The sequence below is a fragment of the Yersinia proxima genome, from assembly GCF_902170785.1.
GTDB classification, from domain to species: domain Bacteria; phylum Pseudomonadota; class Gammaproteobacteria; order Enterobacterales; family Enterobacteriaceae; genus Yersinia; species Yersinia proxima.
Genome location: NZ_CABHYG010000009.1, coordinates 241588 through 259480, shown reverse-complemented (window position 1 = coordinate 259480; position 17893 = coordinate 241588). Strand labels below are relative to the sequence as shown.

Sequence of the window (17893 nt, the reverse complement as noted above, 5' to 3'; positions counted from 1 at the left end):
ATAAAGAGATAAATTAAATAACGAAATAAGAAATTAAATAACAGAATCTACTGTACTTAAATACTGAAACAGGTATGTCGTGGATAACACGATTGGGAAGGGGGTGTAAATCCCCCGCAGCCCCCGCTGCTGTGATGCTGACGAACCCGCTGAGACCACTGATCCATAGGATTGGGAAGGTAGCGGGGGAGAGTGACGCTAAGCCAGAAGACCAGCCAAATCAGTAAAGAGTTTCAACTCCTTCGGTGGGAAGCGGGTTGTCATCAGATGCGCGCAGCGGTGACGTTGCGCAGATGCACCTTTTTGACACTGCATATCCCGCTTGAAATGGCGGGATTTTTTTATGCAACGCTCAGGCAAACAAGCATTTATCATCGCAGGAACAGGTAGCGGCTGTGGTAAAACGACCGTCACGCTGGGTATTTTGCGGGCGCTGATGGCGCGCGGATTGTCAGTGCAGCCGTTCAAAGTCGGGCCGGACTATCTGGATACTGGCTGGCACACCGCCGTCAGTGGTGTGACGTCACGGAATCTTGATGCTTTTATGTTGCCGCCCGCCACTCTTAATGGGTTGTATAACCAGCATATGCGTCATGCCGATGTCGCGGTGATTGAAGGTGTCATGGGGTTGTATGACGGCTATGGCACCGACCCCGATTATTGCAGCAGTGCAGCGATGGCCAAGCAATTAGGCTGCCCGGTTATCTTGCTGGTGGATGGTAAAGCGGTTTCGACATCGGTTGCCGCAACCGTGCTGGGCTTTAGCCAATTTGATCCCAAGTTGACGATTGCCGGGGTGATTGTTAACCGCGTCAACTCAGAAAATCACTATCAACTTATTCGCCATGCTATCGAACGTTATTGCGGTATTCCGGTTTTGGGCCGTTTGCCGGTCATGGACGATGTTACCCTGCCATCACGCCATTTGGGGCTGATCCCGGCACAAGAGCGTGGCGGTGCACTATCCAAACAACCTGATAACTCACCGCGCTGGCAACAATTGGCCCAGCAGGTCGAAGCCTTTATCGATTTGGACCGCTTGCTGGCCCTAACTTCACGCACCCAACTTCCTGTTGGAACCCCGCCCGTATTACCGCCTCCGGTATTGGCCGACGGCTTGACATTGGCCTTAGCCGCGGATGAAGTTTTCAATTTTTACTACCCCGATAACCTTGACTTGCTGGAGCAAGCTGGCGTGCGTATCCAGCGCTTCAGCCCGCTACATGATCGCCATCTGCCGGCTTGTCAGATGATTTATCTGGGCGGAGGGTATCCGGAGATCCACAGCCGCGCATTAGCAGAGAATACCGCGATGCATGCGGCGTTACAGCAAGCCCACCGCCAGCAAATCCCGATGTATGCCGAATGTGGCGGCTTGATGTATTTGGGGGACGCTCTGACGGATGAAAGCGGGCAACGCCATCAGATGGTAGGAGTTTTGGCCGGAGAAAGCCGGATGGGAAAACGTCTGACTCGCTTTGGTTACTGTCAGGCACAGGCTCGCAGTGACACATTATTAGCCGCGCCCGGCGAAATTCTGCGCGGTCATGAGTTCCATTACTCCGATTTTACCAGCTCACTGACACCGGCTTTTGATAGCAGTAAATGGCGCGATGGCGAAGTTATTCAGCGCTGGCAGAGTGGTTATCAAGTGCAACGTACTCTGGCCAGTTACCTTCATATTCATTTTGCGCAGCGCCCCGGATTATTGGATGGCTGGCTAGCTGCTGCCCGGAGTGTGCTATGACCCTGAGCGCGTGGTTTATTGCTTTCTTACTGGATCATTGGCTCGGCGACCCGCCGCGTTGGCCGCATCCGGTGCGCTGGATGGGTAATCTTATCACGCTGTTGCAGAGAGCCATTCGCGCCGTGTGTCATAGCGAGCGGGCACTCAAATGGGGTGGTGCGGTGCTGTGGTTACTGGTGGTGGGGATTACCTGGCTCGTCAGCTGGGGGTTTTTATGGCTGATGACAGCGATTAATCCGTGGCTCGGCTGGTTAGCACAAGTGTGGATGATTTACACCTTACTGGCCGGCCGCTGCTTGAGTGATGCGGCATTAGCGGTTTTTGATGCGCTGCAACATGGAACCCTCGCGCAAAGCCGCGAAAAGCTGTCATGGATTGTGGGGCGTGATACTTCGCAATTGGAGAAACCACAAATCACCCGGGCGGTGGTCGAGACCGTGGCCGAGAACAGTGTCGATGGCGTGATTGCTCCGCTGTTTTTCCTGATGCTGGGGGGCGCGCCGCTGGCAATGGCTTATAAAGCGGTAAACACCCTTGATTCGATGGTGGGATATAAAACGCCGAAATATCGCGCAATTGGCTATGTCTCTGCCCGTATGGATGATGTCGCCAATTGGCTTCCTGCACGCCTCAGTTGGCTGTTACTCAGTATCGCAGCCTGGTTGATTCAGGCTGATTACCGTCAGGCGTTGCGCATTGGCTGGCGCGACCGTTATCAACACTCCAGCCCGAACTGCGCCTGGTCGGAAGCCACGGTGGCGGGAGCGTTGGGCATACGCTTGGGTGGCCCGAATGATTACTTTGGTGAGCGGGTGGAGAAGCCGTGGATTGGCGATGAGCGGCGTGAAATCGCTCTGAGTGATATTCCACGCAGCATCCATTTAATGATGATGGCGTCGCTATTGGCTCTTTTATTGTTCGCTCTGACCCATCTGCTGTTGGTCGGTATTTAACAAGGATAACCCCATGAACTATATAAAAAACCCGCAGGAAATCGAGAAAAATAGCTTCGTTATCATTGGCGATATTATCGCCGCTGAGCGGCCAGAGACTCGGTTTGCCAGTGCGCTGCATGAAGCGGTTGTCAAGCGGGTTATCCACACCACAGCGGATTTTGACTGGCTGGATATTCTGCATTTTTCACCGGATGTGCTGACCCGTATTGCTGAGGGTTTACGTCGGGGATGCACGCTGTATACCGACACCACTATGGCGATGTCGGGCATTAATAAAACACTGTTAAAGCAGATGGGATGCGAGTGTCGCTGCTATATCAGTGATCCGCGCGTGGTTGAGAGTGCGCCGGTTCAGGGAATTACCCGCTCGATGGCCGCGGTAGATGTGGCGTTGGCGGAGCCGGGCGAAAAACTGTTTGTGTTCGGCAATGCGCCGACGGCGTTATTCCGTTTGCTAGAACGGCAAGCGTCCCCGGTGGCGGTCATCGGCGTGCCGGTGGGGTTTGTTGGTGCGGCGGAATCTAAAGATGCGTTGGTGGCAAGTGGTTTGCCGTGCATTGCCGCGCTGGGGCGCAAAGGGGGCAGTAACGTGGCGGCAGCCATTATCAACGCCATCCTCTATCAGTTACAAAGGACGCAACTACGGGGGGCGCTATGAGCGACGGTCTGGCCAGTGATAGCCCTATAAATGATGATATTGCGCTGCAAAACCAGCAATTAGACAGCATTTGGCACAACGGCAAGCAGTACCGTAAAGGCTATACCACCGGTTCCTGTGCCACGGCGGCGGCCAAAGTGGCGGCGCTGATGGTGTTGCGTCAGCAAGTGATTGATCAAATTTCTATTGTGACGCCTTCCGGCATCACCTTATGTCTGAATGTTGAGCAGCCGTTGATTGAAGGTCAGCAAGCCACCGCCGCAATCCGCAAAGATGGCGGCGATGATGTTGATGCTACCCACGGCATGCTGATTTTTGCCCGCGTGACCCTCACCGAACAGACCGACATTACTTTGCGAGGCGGCGAAGGCGTGGGAACCGTTACCCGAAAAGGGATTGGGTTGCCGGTCGGCAGCAGCGCCATTAACCGCACTCCGCGCCAAACCATCGAAGCCGCAGTGCGTGAAGTCATCGGCCCATTGCGTGGCGCAGAAGTCGAAATCTTTGCACCAGAAGGCGAGGAGCGAGCGAAGAAAACCTACAACGGGCGGCTGGGGATCCTGGGTGGGATTTCCATCATCGGCACCACCGGTATTGTGACGCCAATGTCAGAAGAGAGCTGGAAACGCTCATTGGCGCTGGAGCTGGAAATGAAGCGGGCAGCAGGTGTTGATCGCGTCATTTTGGTGCCGGGTAATCACGGCGAGCGCTTTGTTCGCGACTACCTGGGGCTGGATAGCCAACGGGTGGTCACCATGAGTAATTTTGTCGGCTATATGCTGCAAGAAACCGTGCGCTTGGGATTCCGTCGCGTTCTGTTAGTTGGGCATCCGGGCAAATTGGTCAAAGTGGCCGCCGGTATCTTCCATACCCACAGCCATATTGCTGATGGACGTATGGAGACGTTGGTGGCTAATTTGGCCTTAATGGGTGCGCCCCATGCGCTATTACTTGAAGTTAATCAGTGTGATACCACGGAAGCGGCCATGGAATTAATTGCTGAGCAGGGTTGGCAGGGCGTCTATTCGCGTATAGCAGAGCGTATCTGCGAGCGTATCGCTGAGATGATGCGTTTCTCGGTTAATCCACCACAGTGCGACGCCATTTTATTCTCTTTTGATAATCAGGTGCTGGGTAGCAACCGGCCACTGGATGAGATTGTGGAGGCGTTACGATGATTACAGTGGTGGGGATTGGCCCCGGTGATACTGATTATCTGACACCCGCAGCTCGGCGGGCTATCGAGCGCGCCGAAGTACTGGTTGGCGGTAAGCGCCATCTGGCCGCATTGAGCGGCGATAGTAAAGAGTCGCGCTTGTTGGATGCTGATCTATTAGGGCTATTGGAGTGGCTGGATAGCAATAAGCATCGCGCCATTGTGGTGCTGGCCTCGGGAGATCCTTTGCTGTATGGCATCGGCAAATTGCTGGCAGCGAACTTCAGCGCTGAGGAGTTGCATATCGTTCCCGGCATTAGCGCGATTCAATATTTGTGCGCCAAAGCTGCACTGGATATGAACGACCTCTTTCTTACCAGCAGTCATGGTCGTGAACCCGATTTTGACTGGATCTTCCAGCACGACAAAGTAGCGATGGTGACCGACGGCATTATTGGCCCAAGAGCTATTGCTGATGCGCTACAGCAACGTGGTCTGTCTCGTACCTTGATTATTGGTGAAAACCTCTCGCAACCCAACGAACGAATTTATCGCCTGCCAGCAGAGCAAGTGGCGGCCCGCTATGACATGAATGTGGTGGTGATCCTCAATGAAAGATGAGCTGTTCCTGCGTGGGCAAAAAGTCCCAATGACCAAAGAAGCGGTGCGAGTATTGGCACTGGAACGGCTGAGTTTGTCGGATGCGACTCACTTGATTGATGTGGGGGCGGGTACTGGCAGTGTGGCATTGGAAGCGGCTTTGCGTTTTCCTGATTTACGGGTGACGGCGATTGAACGGAATCCGGTAGCACTTGAGTTAATTAATGAAAACCGCCAGCGGCTAGGGTGTCGCAAGGTAGACATTATTGCCGGAGTCGCTCCTTTACCTTTATCCGATAAAGCTGATGCCATTTTTATTGGTGGCAGCGGCGGTCATCTGACTGACCTTATCGACTGGTCGCTGAGGATGCTCCATCCCGGTGGCCGCCTGGTATTGACCTTTATTTTGCTCAATAACCTCAATGAGGCATTAAGCCATTTACAGACCTGCGTTGTTAGTGAGTTGGATTGTGTGCAACTGCAACTTTCTACTCTGACCCCTCTGGGTAGCGGGCACTATTTTAAACCGAATAATCCTACTTATCTTATTTCCTGCCACAAGGAGGCGAGCAATGTCTGAGCATCCTAATGCCGTATCAGCACCTGTTACACCCACCTCTGCTACACCCAGTCCTGTTACACCAACATGGGATACGCAAAAAGTCTGGTTTGTTGGTGCCGGGCCGGGTGACAAAGAGCTGATCACGCTAAAAGGCTACCGCTTGCTGCAACAGGCACAGGTGGTTATCTATGCCGGATCACTTATCAATACTGAGCTGTTGGAATATTGCTCCGCCGAGGCTGAATGTCACGACAGCGCGGGATTAAATTTGGAACAAATCATCACACTGATGGTGGATGGTGTGCGGGCGGGCAAGCTGGTGGTGCGGTTACAAACCGGTGATCTCTCTTTGTATGGCTCGATTCGTGAACAGGGCGAAGTCTTGGGCGAACACGGCATCGGATTTGTGTCAGTACCCGGTGTCAGTGCTTTCCTGGGGGCGGCTGCGCAACTTGGAGTGGAATACACCGTACCGGAAGTGGCGCAGAGTCTGATTATCACCCGTATCGAGGGGCGCACTCCGATGCCGCCACTGGAGCAACTGGAAGCCTTTGCTGCCCACCAAACCTCCATGGCTATTTTCTTGTCGGTACAGGAAATGGACCGAGTAGCTGATCGCTTAATCGCCGGTGGTTATCCCGCGGATACGCCAGTCGCAGTGGTATACAAAGCGACTTGGGCTGAAAGCCGCACCGTCCGCGGCACACTGGCGGATATCGCCGAGTTGGTTCGCGCGGCAGCCATTCATAAAACTGCTCTGATTTTGGTGGGGGCATTCCTCGGTGATGAATACCACTATTCCAAACTCTATGATGCGGGGTTTAGCCATGAATATCGTCAAGCCTGAATCTATCGCGGTATTTTGCCTGACACCCGGTGGTGTACGGCTGGCGCGACGCTTGCAAACCCACTTGCCGCTGACCTGTTTTACCAGTGACAAATTGCTGGAAGAGGGTTTTTTGCCCTTTAACGGCAGTTTTGGCGACACTCTTCGTGAAGCATTTAAACAGTATTCAGCACTGGTGGTGGTCGGAGCGATTGGCCTAACGGTGCGGGTTATCGCTCCGCTGGTAAACGACAAAATGACCGACCCTGCGGTGGTGGTGATTGATGAGCGCGGGCAACACGTCGTCAGTTTGCTGTCGGGGCATGTGGGAGGGGCGAATACCCTAACCCGTTATCTTGCTGGCATTTTGGGGGCTGACCCGGTGATAACCACCGCCACCGATGTTAACGAGATGGCGGCGCTGGACACACTGGCAACCCAGCTTGATGCTGAAATGCAAGATTTCCGCCACGCGGTCAAAGTGGTCAATCAAATGTTGGTCAGTAACCAGAAAGTCGGGCTGTGGTGGGACACGCCGCTGTTGGCGGAACGTGAGCGCTGCGACACGCGGGGGTTCGTGCCGGTTGATTGTTTGGATCAACTTAGTTTGGAGCAACTCCCACCATTAGACGCCTTAGTGTGCATCACGTTGCGCGACACTCTGCCGCTGCCCGCTGATCAACTGGCGACGTTGCCAGTTTATAAGCTGGTGCCGCGCCGGGTAGTGGCGGGAATTGGTTGCCGCCGTGCCACCTCTCTGCAAACGCTGGTTGAATTGCTGCAACAGCAAATGGCAGAAAATCATTTTGACATCATGGCATTACGAGCGATTGGCAGCGTCACTATCAAAAAAGATGAACCGGCGCTGCATCAATTGGCTAAATGCTGGCGAGTCCCGTTCGAACTGTTCAGCGTCGGCGAACTGAGCCGCCATGAACAACGTTTCCCTGCTTCTGATTTTGTCCGCCAAACGGTGGGTGTCGGTAGCGTTTCACAACCGGTCGCCTGGCTGATGAGCGACGGTAAATTGGTTGGCAATACTCTGCGTCAGCAGGGCGTCACCATCACTCTGGGAGTATCGCATTAATGTTAACCGTGATTGGCATTGGGCCAGGCAGTGAATCAATGATGACGCAGGACGCTATCGCCGCTATTCGCGAAGCAGAAATTATTGTCGGCTACAAAACCTATACCCATCTGGTCAAATCCATGACCCTGGATAAACAGGTGATCAAAACTGGCATGTGTAAAGAGATTGAGCGCTGTCAGGCGGCGATTGACCTGGCACTGGCCGGTCATAACGTGGCGCTTATCAGCAGTGGCGATGCCGGTATTTACGGCATGGCGGGCTTGGTGTTGGAGCTGGTGACACAGCAACAGTTGACGTTAGAAGTCCGGTTGGTAGCCGGTATTACCGCCAGTATCGCAGCGGCCTCACTGCTCGGCGCGCCGCTGATGCATGATTTTTGTCATATTAGCCTGAGTGATTTGATGACGCCGTGGGAAGTGATTGAAAAACGCATTATCGCAGCGGCACAAGCCGATTTTGTTATCTGCTTCTATAACCCGCGCAGCCGTGGCCGCGAAGGGCATTTAGCACGGGCGTTCGAGCTGATGCAGCCGTGGAAGAAAGCCGCAACGCCGGTGGGGGTGGTGAAGGCGGCAGGGCGCAAAAAACAGGAAAAATGGCTAACCACAATAGGTGATATGGATTTTGAACCGGTGGATATGACCAGTTTGGTGATTGTTGGCAATCAGGCCACTTATTGCCGCAATGGACTGATGATCACGCCACGAGGCTATTCATTATGACGGGCTATTCATTATGACCCACGACCATCCGCCGATTCATATTTTTGGCGGCACCAGTGATGCCCGGCTGATTTGCCAACTGCTGGACGAGTTTGGCGAGCGCTACAGCCTGTCGGTCGCTACCGATGCGGGCAAACAACTGGCGGGCGATATTGGCGGCGAGATATTGGTCGGGCGGATGGATGCAGCGCAAATGGCCGATTTTCTTATCACCAGACAGGTGCAGTGGGTGGTTGATGCTTCACACCCCTACGCCGACCTGCTCAGTGACAATGTGGCCGCCGCTTGCGGGCAATCCAACGTGCCACTGACACGTTATCAGCGTCCGAGTGAAATTGAAGCTATTCATCATCCACAGCTCTACAAAGTAGACAGTGCAGCGGCAGCGTGCGCCGTGGCGCAAGGTTTAGGGTCGCGAGTGCTCTTGACCACCGGCAGCAAGCAGTTGGCGGAGTATCAACAGCGGCTGACCGGTAAAACCTTGTTAGCGCGCGTGCTGCCAACGGCTGAAGTGCTGAGCCAATGTGAGGCTCTGGGGTTGGGGGTAGACAATATTATCGCGCTGCGTGGGCCATTCAGCGCGCAATTCAATCACGCGCTGTATGAGTTTTGCCAGCCAGATGTGGTTATCACCAAGGAGTCTGGCGCACAAGGTGGCTATCAAGAGAAAGTGGCTCCCTGTCTGGCACTGAATATTCCCTGCATTGTGGTGCGCCGCCCGGCCGCTGTGGTGTTGGGCAGTCTTGGGCAACAAGTGACTTCATTAGATGAATTTACCCGACATCTGATGCACTGGCAGCAATCTGATCCACTGGCAAGAACAACGAGGACAATAAAATGAAAAAAGCACTGTTGGTGATCAGTTTCGGCACCAGTTATGAACACACCCGCCAAAAGAATATTGAGGCTTGTGAGCAACAGTTATCGGCGGCTTACAGCGATCGCGATGTGTTCCGCGCCTTTACCTCAGAAATGATTATTCGCAAGCTGCGTAAACGCGATGGCTTGTTGATCAATAACCCACGAGAAGCACTGAAACAACTGGCTGAACAGGGTTATCAAGATGTGGCTATCCAATCACTGCATGTGATTAATGGTGATGAATACGAAAAAATCGCTAATGAAGTGCGCAGTTTTAGCGACTGTTTCCACCATTTGGTATTGGGTACACCACTGTTAAGCAGTTTTGCAGATTACCAGCAATTGCTGGCGGCACTGCAAGCACAAATGCCCCCGCTGGCGGCGGATGAGCGAGTGGTCTTTATGGGCCACGGGGCCAGTCACTTCGCCTTTTCTGCTTATGCCTGCCTTGACCATTTAATGACTTCACTCAACTTCCCTGCTTTGGTTGGCGCGGTGGAAAGTTATCCGGAAATCGACCACATCATTAGTCGTTTACAGCAGCAGGGAGTGCGTAAAGTGCATCTGATGCCATTGATGCTGGTGGCCGGTGATCACGCCATCAATGATATGGCTTCTGAAGAGCCGGATTCATGGCGCTCACAACTGGAAGCCGCGGGTATCAGTGCGCAACCATGGCTGCAAGGATTGGGAGAGAACCCGTTGATTCGCCAAATGTTTGTTCAGCATCTGGCGAGTGCCTTGCAGCAAAAACAGCAGGAGGCAGCGTAATGAGCGGCAGACTTTATGCATTGGGTGTTGGCCCTGGAGCCAGCGATTTAATCACCGTGCGGGCGGCACGGCTGATAGCCAAACTGGATGTGCTGTATGCCCCGGCAGGGCGTAAAGGCGGTGACAGTCTGGCACTGTCAATTGTGCGCGAATATTTATCACCTAACACCGAAGTCCGCACCTGCCATTTCCCGATGAGCGCCGATGACAGCGAAAAGCAGGCGGTGTGGGATGAGGTGTCACAACAGCTGCAAGCGGAAGTTGCGCAGGGCCGTCAGGTGGGTTTTATCACCCTCGGCGACGCTATGTTATTTAGCACGTGGGTATTTTTGCTAGAACGTATTGGTCGGCCAGACTGGCTGGAAATTGTCCCCGGTGTCACTTCCTTTGCCGCTATTGCCTCTCGTGCCGCATTGCCCTTGGCGATGGAGCAACAATCGCTGGCGGTTATGTCTTGCACCGCCCCAGAAGCCGAGTTGGAGCGCGCGCTGCAAGACCACGACTGCGTAGTGCTGATGAAAGTGTATGGCCGCTTTGCACAAATTCAGGCGCTATTGGGCCGGTTAAACCTGTTCCCGCACGCGCTATTGATGTCGGAGGCTTCATTACCCGGCGAAGTGTGTTGGCGTCAGTTGGATACCCTGGCTGCTGACCAGCCGTTGCCCTATTTCTCGACCATTTTAGTCAATAAACAGCAACGAGTTATTTAAAAACAGATGCTTATCTAGTTTTCACTTAGATGCTCAACGTTATTGGAGTCACTCATGGAAATGGAAAGACAGTTAAAGAAACTTTCGCTTAGCGGCGCTGCGATGGCAATTCTGCTAACGATTGCCCCGAATGATGTTTTTGCCATGCACATTATGGAAGGTTTTTTGCCGCCGATGTGGGCGCTGGCCTGGTGGATACTGTTCCTGCCGTGTTTGTTTATGGGGCTGGTTCGTTTGAAACAGATTGTCGCTGAAGACAGCAATCAAAAAGTCCTGTTAGCGCTGTGCGGTGCCTTTATTTTCGTGTTATCGGCACTGAAAATCCCATCAGTGACCGGCAGTTGTTCACATCCGACCGGCGTCGGGCTGGCAGTTATTCTGTTTGGGCCGGTAGTGGTGGCGGTGTTGGGGGCCATTGTGTTGTTGTTCCAGGCATTATTACTGGCGCACGGCGGCCTGACAACCTTGGGTGCTAACGGCATGTCAATGGCGGTTATTGGGCCAGTAGTGGGTTATCTGGTGTGGAAGTTGGCCTGTAAAGCGGGATTGCGTCGCGACGTCGGGGTATTTCTTTGCGCCATGCTTGCAGATTTAACCACTTACTTTGTCACCTCGGTACAGCTTGGTCTGGCTTTCCCTGACCCGCAATTTGGTGTCAGCGGTTCGATTATCAAGTTTATGGGGGTGTTCTGCATTACCCAGATCCCGATAGCCATCGCTGAAGGCTTGCTGACAGTGATGATTTACGACCAATTAACCAAACGCCAGTTAATTCACGCAGGGACTCATTAACATGAAAAAGACACTTATTTTGCTGGCGATGGTGATCGCTCTGGTCATAATGCCGTTCTTTATTAATCACGGTGGTGAATATGGTGGCTCAGATGGTGAAGCCGAAACTCTGATTCAGACTACTGCACCTCATTATCAGCCGTGGTTCACGCCGTTATATGAACCCGCTAGTGGTGAAATTGAAAGCCTGCTGTTTACCCTGCAAGGTTCCATTGGGGCGGCGGTGATTTTCTATATCTTGGGCTATTACCGGGGGAAACGCGGTGAGCATGCTGGGGATTGATAAACTAAGTTATCAAAGCCGCTGGCGACAGGCCGATCCAATGGGAAAATTGGTGCTATATGCCGTTTTCCTGTTGGCCGCCATGCTTAGCCCGCCGATGTATCAGGCGCTGCTCTTGGTGTTTATCGCCGCCCTGACATGTTATCTGTTGCGGGTGGGGCCGCGTCGTTATTTACGCTGGCTGGCAATACCGCTCTCTTTCCTGTTGGTGGGGTTGGTCACGATTGTGATATCACTCTCACGCCAACCGGAGAGCCTGTGGTGGGGTATGCAGATAGGCCATTGGTGGCTGGGGTTTGATAAAGTCGGATTAACCACCGCCAATCAAACGCTATGGCGCAGTTTGGCGGCATTGGCAGCCACTTTTTGGTTTGTGCTGAATACGCCATTCCCGCAGCTTATCCAAATATTGAAACGCTGCCATGCCCCCCGATTGCTGACTGAGCAAATCCTGCTGACCTGGCGCTTTATTTTTATTTTGATTGAGGAGGCTGCCGCAATCCATCAGGCGCAGTCTCTGCGATTTGGTTATATCTCTTTGCGTACCGGCTACCATTCGCTGGCAATGTTGGTCGGTATGCTATTTACCCGCGTGATGATTCGCTATCAGCAAATGGTCATCTCGCTGGATATGAAACTCTATCAGGGCGATTTCCACCTGTAAGGCAGGATGTAATGTTAGCCACCAGGCAGTTAGGTTTCAGCTATCAGGAAGAGCAGGTATTGCACGACTTGACACTGGATTTCAGTCAGCATGCGGTCACCGGTGTCTTGGGGGCTAATGGTTGTGGCAAATCCACCTTATTTATGAACCTGACCGGTATTTTGCAACCGCAGCAGGGCGCGGTGTTGTGGCAAGGTGAGCCGCTCAGTTATAAGAAAGCCAACTTACGTGAATTGCGCCAGCGTGTCACTACGGTATTTCAAGATCCGGAACAGCAGATTTTTTATACCGATATTGATAGTGATATCGCCTTCAGCCTGCGCAATTTGGGGATGCCCGAAGAGATTATTGCGCAGCGGGTTGACCGGGCGTTGACTTTGGTCGATGCGCAAGGATTTCGCCATAAATCTATCCAGCACTTGAGTCATGGCCAGAAAAAACGGGTGGCCATTGCCGGTGCGCTGGTGATGGAGGCAGAGTATCTGCTACTGGATGAACCCACTGCCGGATTGGACCCGGCCGGTCGGCAGCACATGATTACTATCATTGAACGTATTGTCGCAGAGGGAAAACGCGTTATTCTCTCCAGCCATGATATTGATTTGATTTATAAGGTCTGTGATTACCTTTATGTCTTATCGCACGGTCACTTGATGATTGCTGGTGAAACAACCGAAGTGTTCCTACAACAGGAAAAACTGCAAGCTGCCGGGCTGGTTCAGCCGTGGTTGGTCAAAATGCACAGTGAGCTGGGTTTGCCGTTGTGCAAAACGGAAGAACAACTCTTCGCGCTGATGCGTCAACGCGAAACGGAGGAGGCGCGATGAGTCGGCCAGTGATGAATTTATCGATAATGGTGCAGGGCACGGCATCTGACGTGGGTAAAAGTGTGTTAGTGGCCGGGCTGTGCCGCATCTTTATGCAAGATGGCTATCGCTGTGCGCCGTTTAAATCGCAGAATATGGCACTCAATTCGGGCATTACTCCGCAGGGGGAAGAGATGGGGCGGGCGCAAATTTTTCAGGCCGAAGCGGCCGGAATTGCCCCAGATGTTCGCATGAATCCAGTTCTGCTCAAACCCACCAGCGACCGTAAGGCGCAAGTAGTCTTAATGGGCAAAGTTGCCTGCAATATGGATGCGGTGGAATACCATCAGTACAAACCGCAATTGCAGCAGCAAATCAGCGAGGTTTACCACAGTTTGGCACGCGAATATGACGTCATGGTGCTGGAAGGTGCGGGCAGCCCGGCGGAAATAAATCTGCGTGACCGCGATATCGTCAATATGGGTATGGCTGAAATGGCAGACGCGCCGGTATTGCTGGTGGCGGACATTGACAGAGGCGGCGTGTTTGCCTCTATCTATGGCACTCTGGCGCTGCTACATCCCCATGAAAAAGCGCGCGTCAAAGGGGTGATAATCAATAAGTTTCGTGGCGATATCGCATTGCTGACCCCTGGCCTGGAACAGATTGAAGCCCTGACCCATGTCCCTGTACTGGGGGTGATGCCGTGGCTGGATATAGATTTAGAAGATGAAGATGGTGTCGCTCTGCAAAATGGCAAATATCAGGATACAGCAGAAAAGGCACTGGATATTGCGGTGATCCGCTTACCTCATATCGCTAACTTTACTGATTTTAATGCGCTGGCCGCGCAACCGGATGTGCGCCTGCGCTATGTATCGCAGTTGTCGGCGTTGGGCCAGCCGGATTTGATTATTTTGCCGGGCAGCAAGAATACGCTGGGTGATTTGCAATGGCTGCACCACTGTGGGCTGGCGGCAGCGTTGCTGAAGCTACATCAACGTAATGTACCGGTGATAGGCATTTGCGGTGGTTATCAAATGCTGGGAAAACGCATTATTGATGGCGTGGAGTCGGGCTTTGAACAGATGGATGGCTTGGGGTTGCTGGATGTGGAAACCGAGTTCGCGCCAGATAAAGTCACCACGCGCGTTAGCGGTTATTGTCAGATTGGCCTGCCAGGCATATTGAAAAACTGTAGTGATCACCCGCTTGAAGGTTATGAAATCCATATGGGTGTCTCCCATTTGGGCTGTGATGCCATACCTTTTGCGCAGCTAACTTTGCGCAATGGGCAAGCCGAGCAGTGGGTGGATGGCGCGGTGAATGGCGATGGCAGCGTATTGGGCAGCTATATCCACGGGCTATTTGACAGCCACCACTTTACCCGTGCGCTATTAGATAGCCTGCGTCAACGCAAAGGGCTGGCTGCTTTTGACGGCGTGACAGTGAATTATGCTGAACATAAACAGCAACAGTTCGATATTCTGGCATCACAGATGCGCGAGCATATTGATATTGATAGGATTTTCAAACTAATGAAACAGTACCAACAGGAGCGCGCACAGTGATTTTGATTACCGGAGGGGCGCGCAGTGGCAAGAGTTCATTGGCCGAACGTTTGGCGGCACAAGCGGCCGAACGGGTATTTTACATTGCGACCTCAGTGGTAACAGATGCGGAAATGGCAGAGCGGGTGGCATTACACCGTGCCAGCCGCCCGGCGCATTGGCGTACCTGGGAAGGCTATCGTGATCTCGGAGTGGTGCTGGAAAAGCACGTCGAACCCGGCGAAGCCGTTATGTTGGAATGCATTACCACACTGATTACCAATTTGCTGTTTGAACTGGCGGGGGATACGCCAGCGGAACAGATGGATTTTACCGCGCTTGAAGAGGGTATTTCGCAGCAAATTACCGAGTTGTTGGCGGCTTGTGCACGTAGTAGTGCGCCTATTTATCTGGTGACCAATGAGCTGGGTATGGGGATCGTACCGGAAAATCGCCTGGCGCGGCATTTTCGTGATATTGCCGGACGAGTCAATCAGCGATTAGCAGCAGCGGCTGATGAGGTGTTTTTAGTGGTTTCGGGTATTGAGGTCAAGATTAAATGAGCCTGCGTCTATTTCTCGCAACATTGCAGTTTATGACCCGTATTCCAGTGCCAGAGCGCTGGACGCAAGGGCTGGCGCTGGATAACTACGAGCGCGGTATTATCGGTTTTCCGTTTATCGGCCTGATTGTTGGGGTGATCGGTGGGGTGGTTTTCACTCTGCTGGCTCCGTGGTGCGGTGTGCCATTGGCGGCGTTGGGATATGTCCTGGCATTGGCACTGGTTACCGGTGCTTTTCATCTCGACGGGCTGGCAGATACCTGTGATGGGGTGTTTTCTGCCCGCAAGCGCGAGCAAATGCTGGAAATCATGCGCGACAGTCGCCTCGGTACTAACGGCGGTTTGGCGCTGATATTTATCGTGGTGGCGAAAGTGCTGGTGGTCAGTGAGTTGGCGCTGCGTGATGCACCGATGCTACTGATGCTCACCGCCGCCTCAGTGGCCGGGCGCACGGTAATTGTGTTGCTAATGTATCGCCAACGCTATGCGCGCGAAGGTAATGGATTAGGCAACATTTACATCGGTAAAGTGACGGGGAAACAAACACTCATCACCCTGGCCGGTGGCGCGATATTAACCCTGCTACTTGGTCAGGGCGCAGCGCTGTTGGCGTTGGTGATGAGCATGGTGGTGGTGGCATTATTGGCAACCTACCTGCGCCGCCGTCTGGGCGGGCAAACCGGTGACACGCTGGGGGCTGCGGCCGAAGTGGGTGAGTTAGTATTCCTGCTGGCGTTGCTGTAACACGATCTGTTTTCGAACACTTTTGATGAGCCATTCTATGCGACTTTTTCTGGTGCGCCATGGGCAAACTGAAGCCAATTTGCGCGGCGTTTTTTGCGGCCTGACCGATTTGGCGTTAACGCCACTCGGCGTCGAGCAGGCCGGTGATGTTGCCGGTTGGCTGGCGGACGTGGCGTTTGCTGATGGTGTCAGTAGCCAGTTGCTACGTGCGCGGCATACTGCCGATATCGTGCTGGCGGGGCATCCCCTAAATGCGGGCATTAATGACCAATTAAATGAAATGAATTTTGGTGAGTGGGAAATGCGCCATCACCATGATTTACAGCGTGAAGACCCTGATGCATGGGCGGCATGGGTGGCAGACTGGCAACAGGCCAGCCCCACTGGCGGGGAGTCTTTTATACAGTTTTCAGACCGAGTCGAAAGCGTCGTTCAGTCACTGCTTTCAATCAACAGTCAGCAAACAAACCGCCACCAAACAAATCGTCATGAAACAAACAATTACGATAACAATCAACTGCTGGTTGCCCATCAGGGAGTATTAAGCCTGATGCTGGCGCGTTTACTGGCGATGCCAGCCGCCGCCATGTGGCATTTTCATTTTGAGCAGGGGGCATACAGCGTGTTGGAGATCCATGATGGGTTTGTCACGTTGCGTGCGTTCAACAGCCGGGCTGCCTGGCAGCCTGCACCACGAGGTTAAATAGATGCAAACACTTTCATCAATTCTGCGCACCATTGCTCCACTGGATAGCAAAGCGATGGCCCGAGCTAAAACACGGCTGGATGGTTTGCTAAAACCACAGGGCAGTCTGGGGCGTTTGGAGCAGTTGGCGGTTCAATTAGCGGGAATGCGCGGGTTATATGGCCATCAGGTTGATCGCAAACAAATCATTGTGATGGCGGCTGACCACGGAGTTTACGACGAAGGCGTGGCTATCTCTCCCCGTGTTGTGACGATGGTTCAGGCATTGAATATGGTCAGGGGTGTGACCGGTGTTTGTGTATTGGCGGCCAATGCCGGTGCTGAAGTCAAAATAGTGGATGTGGGTATCGACAGCGATACGCTGCCCGGCGTAGTGGATATGAAAGTGGCGCGCGGCAGCGGCAATATCGCCCGCGGTGCAGCTATGACCCGCCAACAGGCCGAGGATTTACTGGTTGCCAGCGCGATGTTGACATTACGGCAGGTGGCTGAAGGTGTGAAAGTGTTTGGCGTGGGTGAGTTGGGGATGGCGAATACCACCCCCGCAGCGGCGATGGTCAGTGTATTTACCGACAGCGACCCTGAGTTGGCCGTGGGGATCGGGGCTAATTTCCCTAGCGAGCAATTACATCACAAAGTGGCCGTCGTGCGGCGCGCAATTGAAACCAATCAGCCAGATGCCAGTGATGGCATTGATGTGCTGGCGAAAGTCGGTGGTTTTGATCTGGTGGGTATGACCGGAGTGATGTTAGGCGCTGCCGCTGCGGGCTTGCCGGTGGTGTTGGATGGTTTTCTCTCCTATGCTTCTGCGTTGGCCGCTTGCCGTATCGAACCCAAGGTACGCGATTACCTGATTCCATCTCATCTATCAGCAGAAAAAGGCGCGGTTATCGCACTGAATTATTTGCAGCTGGAACCCTATTTGCAGATGGGTATGCGACTAGGCGAGGGGAGCGGCGCAGCACTTGCCATGCACTTAGTGGATGCGGCCTGTGCGATGTATAACAATATGGGCTCGTTGGCCGAAAGTAATATTGAGTTGCCGACATCAGTGAGTTGATATTGATTTTATGCCAGGTATTGAAGCAGGTTTCGGCTGTGACCTAAACCTGCTTCTCACTACACTA

At 53.2% G+C, this 17893-nt stretch carries 21 protein-coding genes and 1 riboswitch; all 21 genes read left to right on the top strand.

Annotated elements, in window-relative coordinates; translation table 11 throughout:
* Positions 1-53 precede the first annotated feature (53 nt).
* Positions 54-234: riboswitch (cobalamin riboswitch) on the top strand.
* A gap of 109 nt (positions 235-343) precedes the next feature.
* Genes FTB31_RS07800 through cobT form a run of 21 tightly spaced genes read left to right on the top strand, consistent with a single transcriptional unit; the run spans position 344 to position 17826 of the window.
* Positions 344-1747 carry a cobyrinate a,c-diamide synthase gene (locus FTB31_RS07800; protein WP_077293730.1) on the top strand — a complete coding sequence of 468 codons (1404 nt, stop codon included), beginning with the start codon at positions 344-346 and terminating at the stop codon, positions 1745-1747.
* On the top strand, positions 1744-2700 hold the full coding sequence (cbiB, locus tag FTB31_RS07795) for an adenosylcobinamide-phosphate synthase CbiB (RefSeq protein WP_077293732.1): 957 nt from the start codon (positions 1744-1746) through the stop codon (positions 2698-2700). Before FTB31_RS07800 ends, cbiB begins: the two co-directional genes overlap by 4 nt.
* Positions 2701-2713: 13 nt before the next feature.
* Entirely contained in the window at positions 2714-3361 is a 648-nt protein-coding gene (locus FTB31_RS07790) for a cobalt-precorrin-8 methylmutase (protein WP_050075270.1), read from the top strand.
* Positions 3358-4539, top strand: a complete 1182-nt coding sequence (gene cbiD, locus FTB31_RS07785) for a cobalt-precorrin-5B (C(1))-methyltransferase CbiD (RefSeq protein WP_227731262.1) — start codon at positions 3358-3360, stop codon at positions 4537-4539. Before FTB31_RS07790 ends, cbiD begins: the two co-directional genes overlap by 4 nt.
* Positions 4536-5138 carry a cobalt-precorrin-7 (C(5))-methyltransferase gene (locus tag FTB31_RS07780; RefSeq protein WP_227731261.1) on the top strand — a complete coding sequence of 201 codons (603 nt, stop codon included), beginning with the start codon at positions 4536-4538 and terminating at the stop codon, positions 5136-5138. The genes cbiD and FTB31_RS07780 overlap by 4 nt, the downstream gene beginning before the upstream one ends.
* On the top strand, positions 5128-5697 hold the full coding sequence (locus FTB31_RS07775; RefSeq protein ID WP_050075273.1) for a decarboxylating cobalt-precorrin-6B (C(15))-methyltransferase: 570 nt from the start codon (positions 5128-5130) through the stop codon (positions 5695-5697). Before FTB31_RS07780 ends, FTB31_RS07775 begins: the two co-directional genes overlap by 11 nt.
* Positions 5690-6526 carry a cobalt-precorrin-4 methyltransferase gene (locus FTB31_RS07770; protein WP_077293737.1) on the top strand — a complete coding sequence of 279 codons (837 nt, stop codon included), beginning with the start codon at positions 5690-5692 and terminating at the stop codon, positions 6524-6526. The genes FTB31_RS07775 and FTB31_RS07770 overlap by 8 nt, the downstream gene beginning before the upstream one ends.
* A complete protein-coding gene (gene cbiG / locus FTB31_RS07765) occupies positions 6507-7592 on the top strand; it encodes a cobalt-precorrin 5A hydrolase (protein WP_077174885.1) in 1086 nt (361 codons plus the stop codon). The genes FTB31_RS07770 and cbiG overlap by 20 nt, the downstream gene beginning before the upstream one ends.
* Positions 7592-8317 (top strand): precorrin-3B C(17)-methyltransferase, encoded by a 726-nt coding sequence (locus FTB31_RS07760; RefSeq protein WP_050075276.1) that lies wholly within the window; start codon positions 7592-7594, stop codon positions 8315-8317. The genes cbiG and FTB31_RS07760 overlap by 1 nt, the downstream gene beginning before the upstream one ends.
* Before the next feature lie 13 nt (positions 8318-8330).
* Positions 8331-9158 (top strand): cobalt-precorrin-6A reductase, encoded by an 828-nt coding sequence (locus FTB31_RS07755; RefSeq protein WP_050075277.1) that lies wholly within the window; start codon positions 8331-8333, stop codon positions 9156-9158.
* Positions 9155-9949 carry a sirohydrochlorin cobaltochelatase gene (gene cbiK, locus FTB31_RS07750; protein ID WP_077174888.1) on the top strand — a complete coding sequence of 265 codons (795 nt, stop codon included), beginning with the start codon at positions 9155-9157 and terminating at the stop codon, positions 9947-9949. Before FTB31_RS07755 ends, cbiK begins: the two co-directional genes overlap by 4 nt.
* The gene (locus FTB31_RS07745; protein ID WP_227731260.1) at positions 9949-10659 is read left to right on the top strand and encodes a cobalt-factor II C(20)-methyltransferase; all 711 of its coding nucleotides are present in this window, start codon (positions 9949-9951) and stop codon (positions 10657-10659) included. Before cbiK ends, FTB31_RS07745 begins: the two co-directional genes overlap by 1 nt.
* Positions 10660-10713: 54 nt before the next feature.
* On the top strand, positions 10714-11451 hold the full coding sequence (gene cbiM, locus FTB31_RS07740; RefSeq protein WP_227731259.1) for a cobalt ECF transporter S component CbiM: 738 nt from the start codon (positions 10714-10716) through the stop codon (positions 11449-11451).
* Between the two features lies 1 nt (position 11452).
* Positions 11453-11734: an energy-coupling factor ABC transporter substrate-binding protein gene (locus tag FTB31_RS07735; RefSeq protein WP_004699340.1), complete on the top strand. Its 282-nt coding sequence runs from the start codon at positions 11453-11455 to the stop codon at positions 11732-11734.
* On the top strand, positions 11721-12398 hold the full coding sequence (locus FTB31_RS07730; RefSeq protein WP_005157634.1) for an energy-coupling factor ABC transporter transmembrane protein: 678 nt from the start codon (positions 11721-11723) through the stop codon (positions 12396-12398). The genes FTB31_RS07735 and FTB31_RS07730 overlap by 14 nt, the downstream gene beginning before the upstream one ends.
* An 11-nt stretch (positions 12399-12409) precedes the next feature.
* A complete protein-coding gene (locus tag FTB31_RS07725) occupies positions 12410-13225 on the top strand; it encodes an ATP-binding cassette domain-containing protein (RefSeq protein WP_004699338.1) in 816 nt (271 codons plus the stop codon).
* 11 nt (positions 13226-13236) lie between these two features.
* Positions 13237-14775 carry a cobyric acid synthase gene (locus tag FTB31_RS07720; protein WP_077174951.1) on the top strand — a complete coding sequence of 513 codons (1539 nt, stop codon included), beginning with the start codon at positions 13237-13239 and terminating at the stop codon, positions 14773-14775.
* Complete coding sequence (cobU, locus tag FTB31_RS07715) at positions 14772-15317, top strand: bifunctional adenosylcobinamide kinase/adenosylcobinamide-phosphate guanylyltransferase (RefSeq protein WP_046051231.1); 546 nt, start codon at positions 14772-14774, stop codon at positions 15315-15317. The genes FTB31_RS07720 and cobU overlap by 4 nt, the downstream gene beginning before the upstream one ends.
* Entirely contained in the window at positions 15314-16060 is a 747-nt protein-coding gene (gene cobS / locus FTB31_RS07710; protein ID WP_077174889.1) for an adenosylcobinamide-GDP ribazoletransferase, read from the top strand. The genes cobU and cobS overlap by 4 nt, the downstream gene beginning before the upstream one ends.
* A gap of 37 nt (positions 16061-16097) precedes the next feature.
* A complete protein-coding gene (locus tag FTB31_RS07705; protein ID WP_050075611.1) occupies positions 16098-16763 on the top strand; it encodes an adenosylcobalamin/alpha-ribazole phosphatase in 666 nt (221 codons plus the stop codon).
* Between the two features lie 4 nt (positions 16764-16767).
* Positions 16768-17826, top strand: coding sequence for a nicotinate-nucleotide--dimethylbenzimidazole phosphoribosyltransferase (gene cobT / locus FTB31_RS07700; protein WP_227725932.1), 1059 nt, complete (start codon positions 16768-16770; stop codon positions 17824-17826).
* Positions 17827-17893 lie beyond the last annotated feature (67 nt).

Bases quoted from the DNA above. Each gene is read 5' to 3' on its own strand.
- FTB31_RS07800 (WP_077293730.1), top strand. From the start codon at position 344: ATGCAACGCTCAGGCAAACAAGCATTTATCATCGCAGGAACAGGTAGC.
- cbiB (WP_077293732.1), top strand. From the start codon at position 1,744: ATGACCCTGAGCGCGTGGTTTATTGCTTTCTTACTGGATCATTGGCTC.
- FTB31_RS07790 (WP_050075270.1), top strand. From the start codon at position 2,714: ATGAACTATATAAAAAACCCGCAGGAAATCGAGAAAAATAGCTTCGTT.
- cbiD (WP_227731262.1), top strand. From the start codon at position 3,358: ATGAGCGACGGTCTGGCCAGTGATAGCCCTATAAATGATGATATTGCG.
- FTB31_RS07780 (WP_227731261.1), top strand. From the start codon at position 4,536: ATGATTACAGTGGTGGGGATTGGCCCCGGTGATACTGATTATCTGACA.
- FTB31_RS07775 (WP_050075273.1), top strand. From the start codon at position 5,128: ATGAAAGATGAGCTGTTCCTGCGTGGGCAAAAAGTCCCAATGACCAAA.
- FTB31_RS07770 (WP_077293737.1), top strand. From the start codon at position 5,690: ATGTCTGAGCATCCTAATGCCGTATCAGCACCTGTTACACCCACCTCT.
- cbiG (WP_077174885.1), top strand. From the start codon at position 6,507: ATGAATATCGTCAAGCCTGAATCTATCGCGGTATTTTGCCTGACACCC.
- FTB31_RS07760 (WP_050075276.1), top strand. From the start codon at position 7,592: ATGTTAACCGTGATTGGCATTGGGCCAGGCAGTGAATCAATGATGACG.
- FTB31_RS07755 (WP_050075277.1), top strand. From the start codon at position 8,331: ATGACCCACGACCATCCGCCGATTCATATTTTTGGCGGCACCAGTGAT.
- cbiK (WP_077174888.1), top strand. From the start codon at position 9,155: ATGAAAAAAGCACTGTTGGTGATCAGTTTCGGCACCAGTTATGAACAC.
- FTB31_RS07745 (WP_227731260.1), top strand. From the start codon at position 9,949: ATGAGCGGCAGACTTTATGCATTGGGTGTTGGCCCTGGAGCCAGCGAT.
- cbiM (WP_227731259.1), top strand. From the start codon at position 10,714: ATGGAAATGGAAAGACAGTTAAAGAAACTTTCGCTTAGCGGCGCTGCG.
- FTB31_RS07735 (WP_004699340.1), top strand. From the start codon at position 11,453: ATGAAAAAGACACTTATTTTGCTGGCGATGGTGATCGCTCTGGTCATA.
- FTB31_RS07730 (WP_005157634.1), top strand. From the start codon at position 11,721: ATGCTGGGGATTGATAAACTAAGTTATCAAAGCCGCTGGCGACAGGCC.
- FTB31_RS07725 (WP_004699338.1), top strand. From the start codon at position 12,410: ATGTTAGCCACCAGGCAGTTAGGTTTCAGCTATCAGGAAGAGCAGGTA.
- FTB31_RS07720 (WP_077174951.1), top strand. From the start codon at position 13,237: ATGAATTTATCGATAATGGTGCAGGGCACGGCATCTGACGTGGGTAAA.
- cobS (WP_077174889.1), top strand. From the start codon at position 15,314: ATGAGCCTGCGTCTATTTCTCGCAACATTGCAGTTTATGACCCGTATT.
- FTB31_RS07705 (WP_050075611.1), top strand. From the start codon at position 16,098: ATGCGACTTTTTCTGGTGCGCCATGGGCAAACTGAAGCCAATTTGCGC.
- cobT (WP_227725932.1), top strand. From the start codon at position 16,768: ATGCAAACACTTTCATCAATTCTGCGCACCATTGCTCCACTGGATAGC.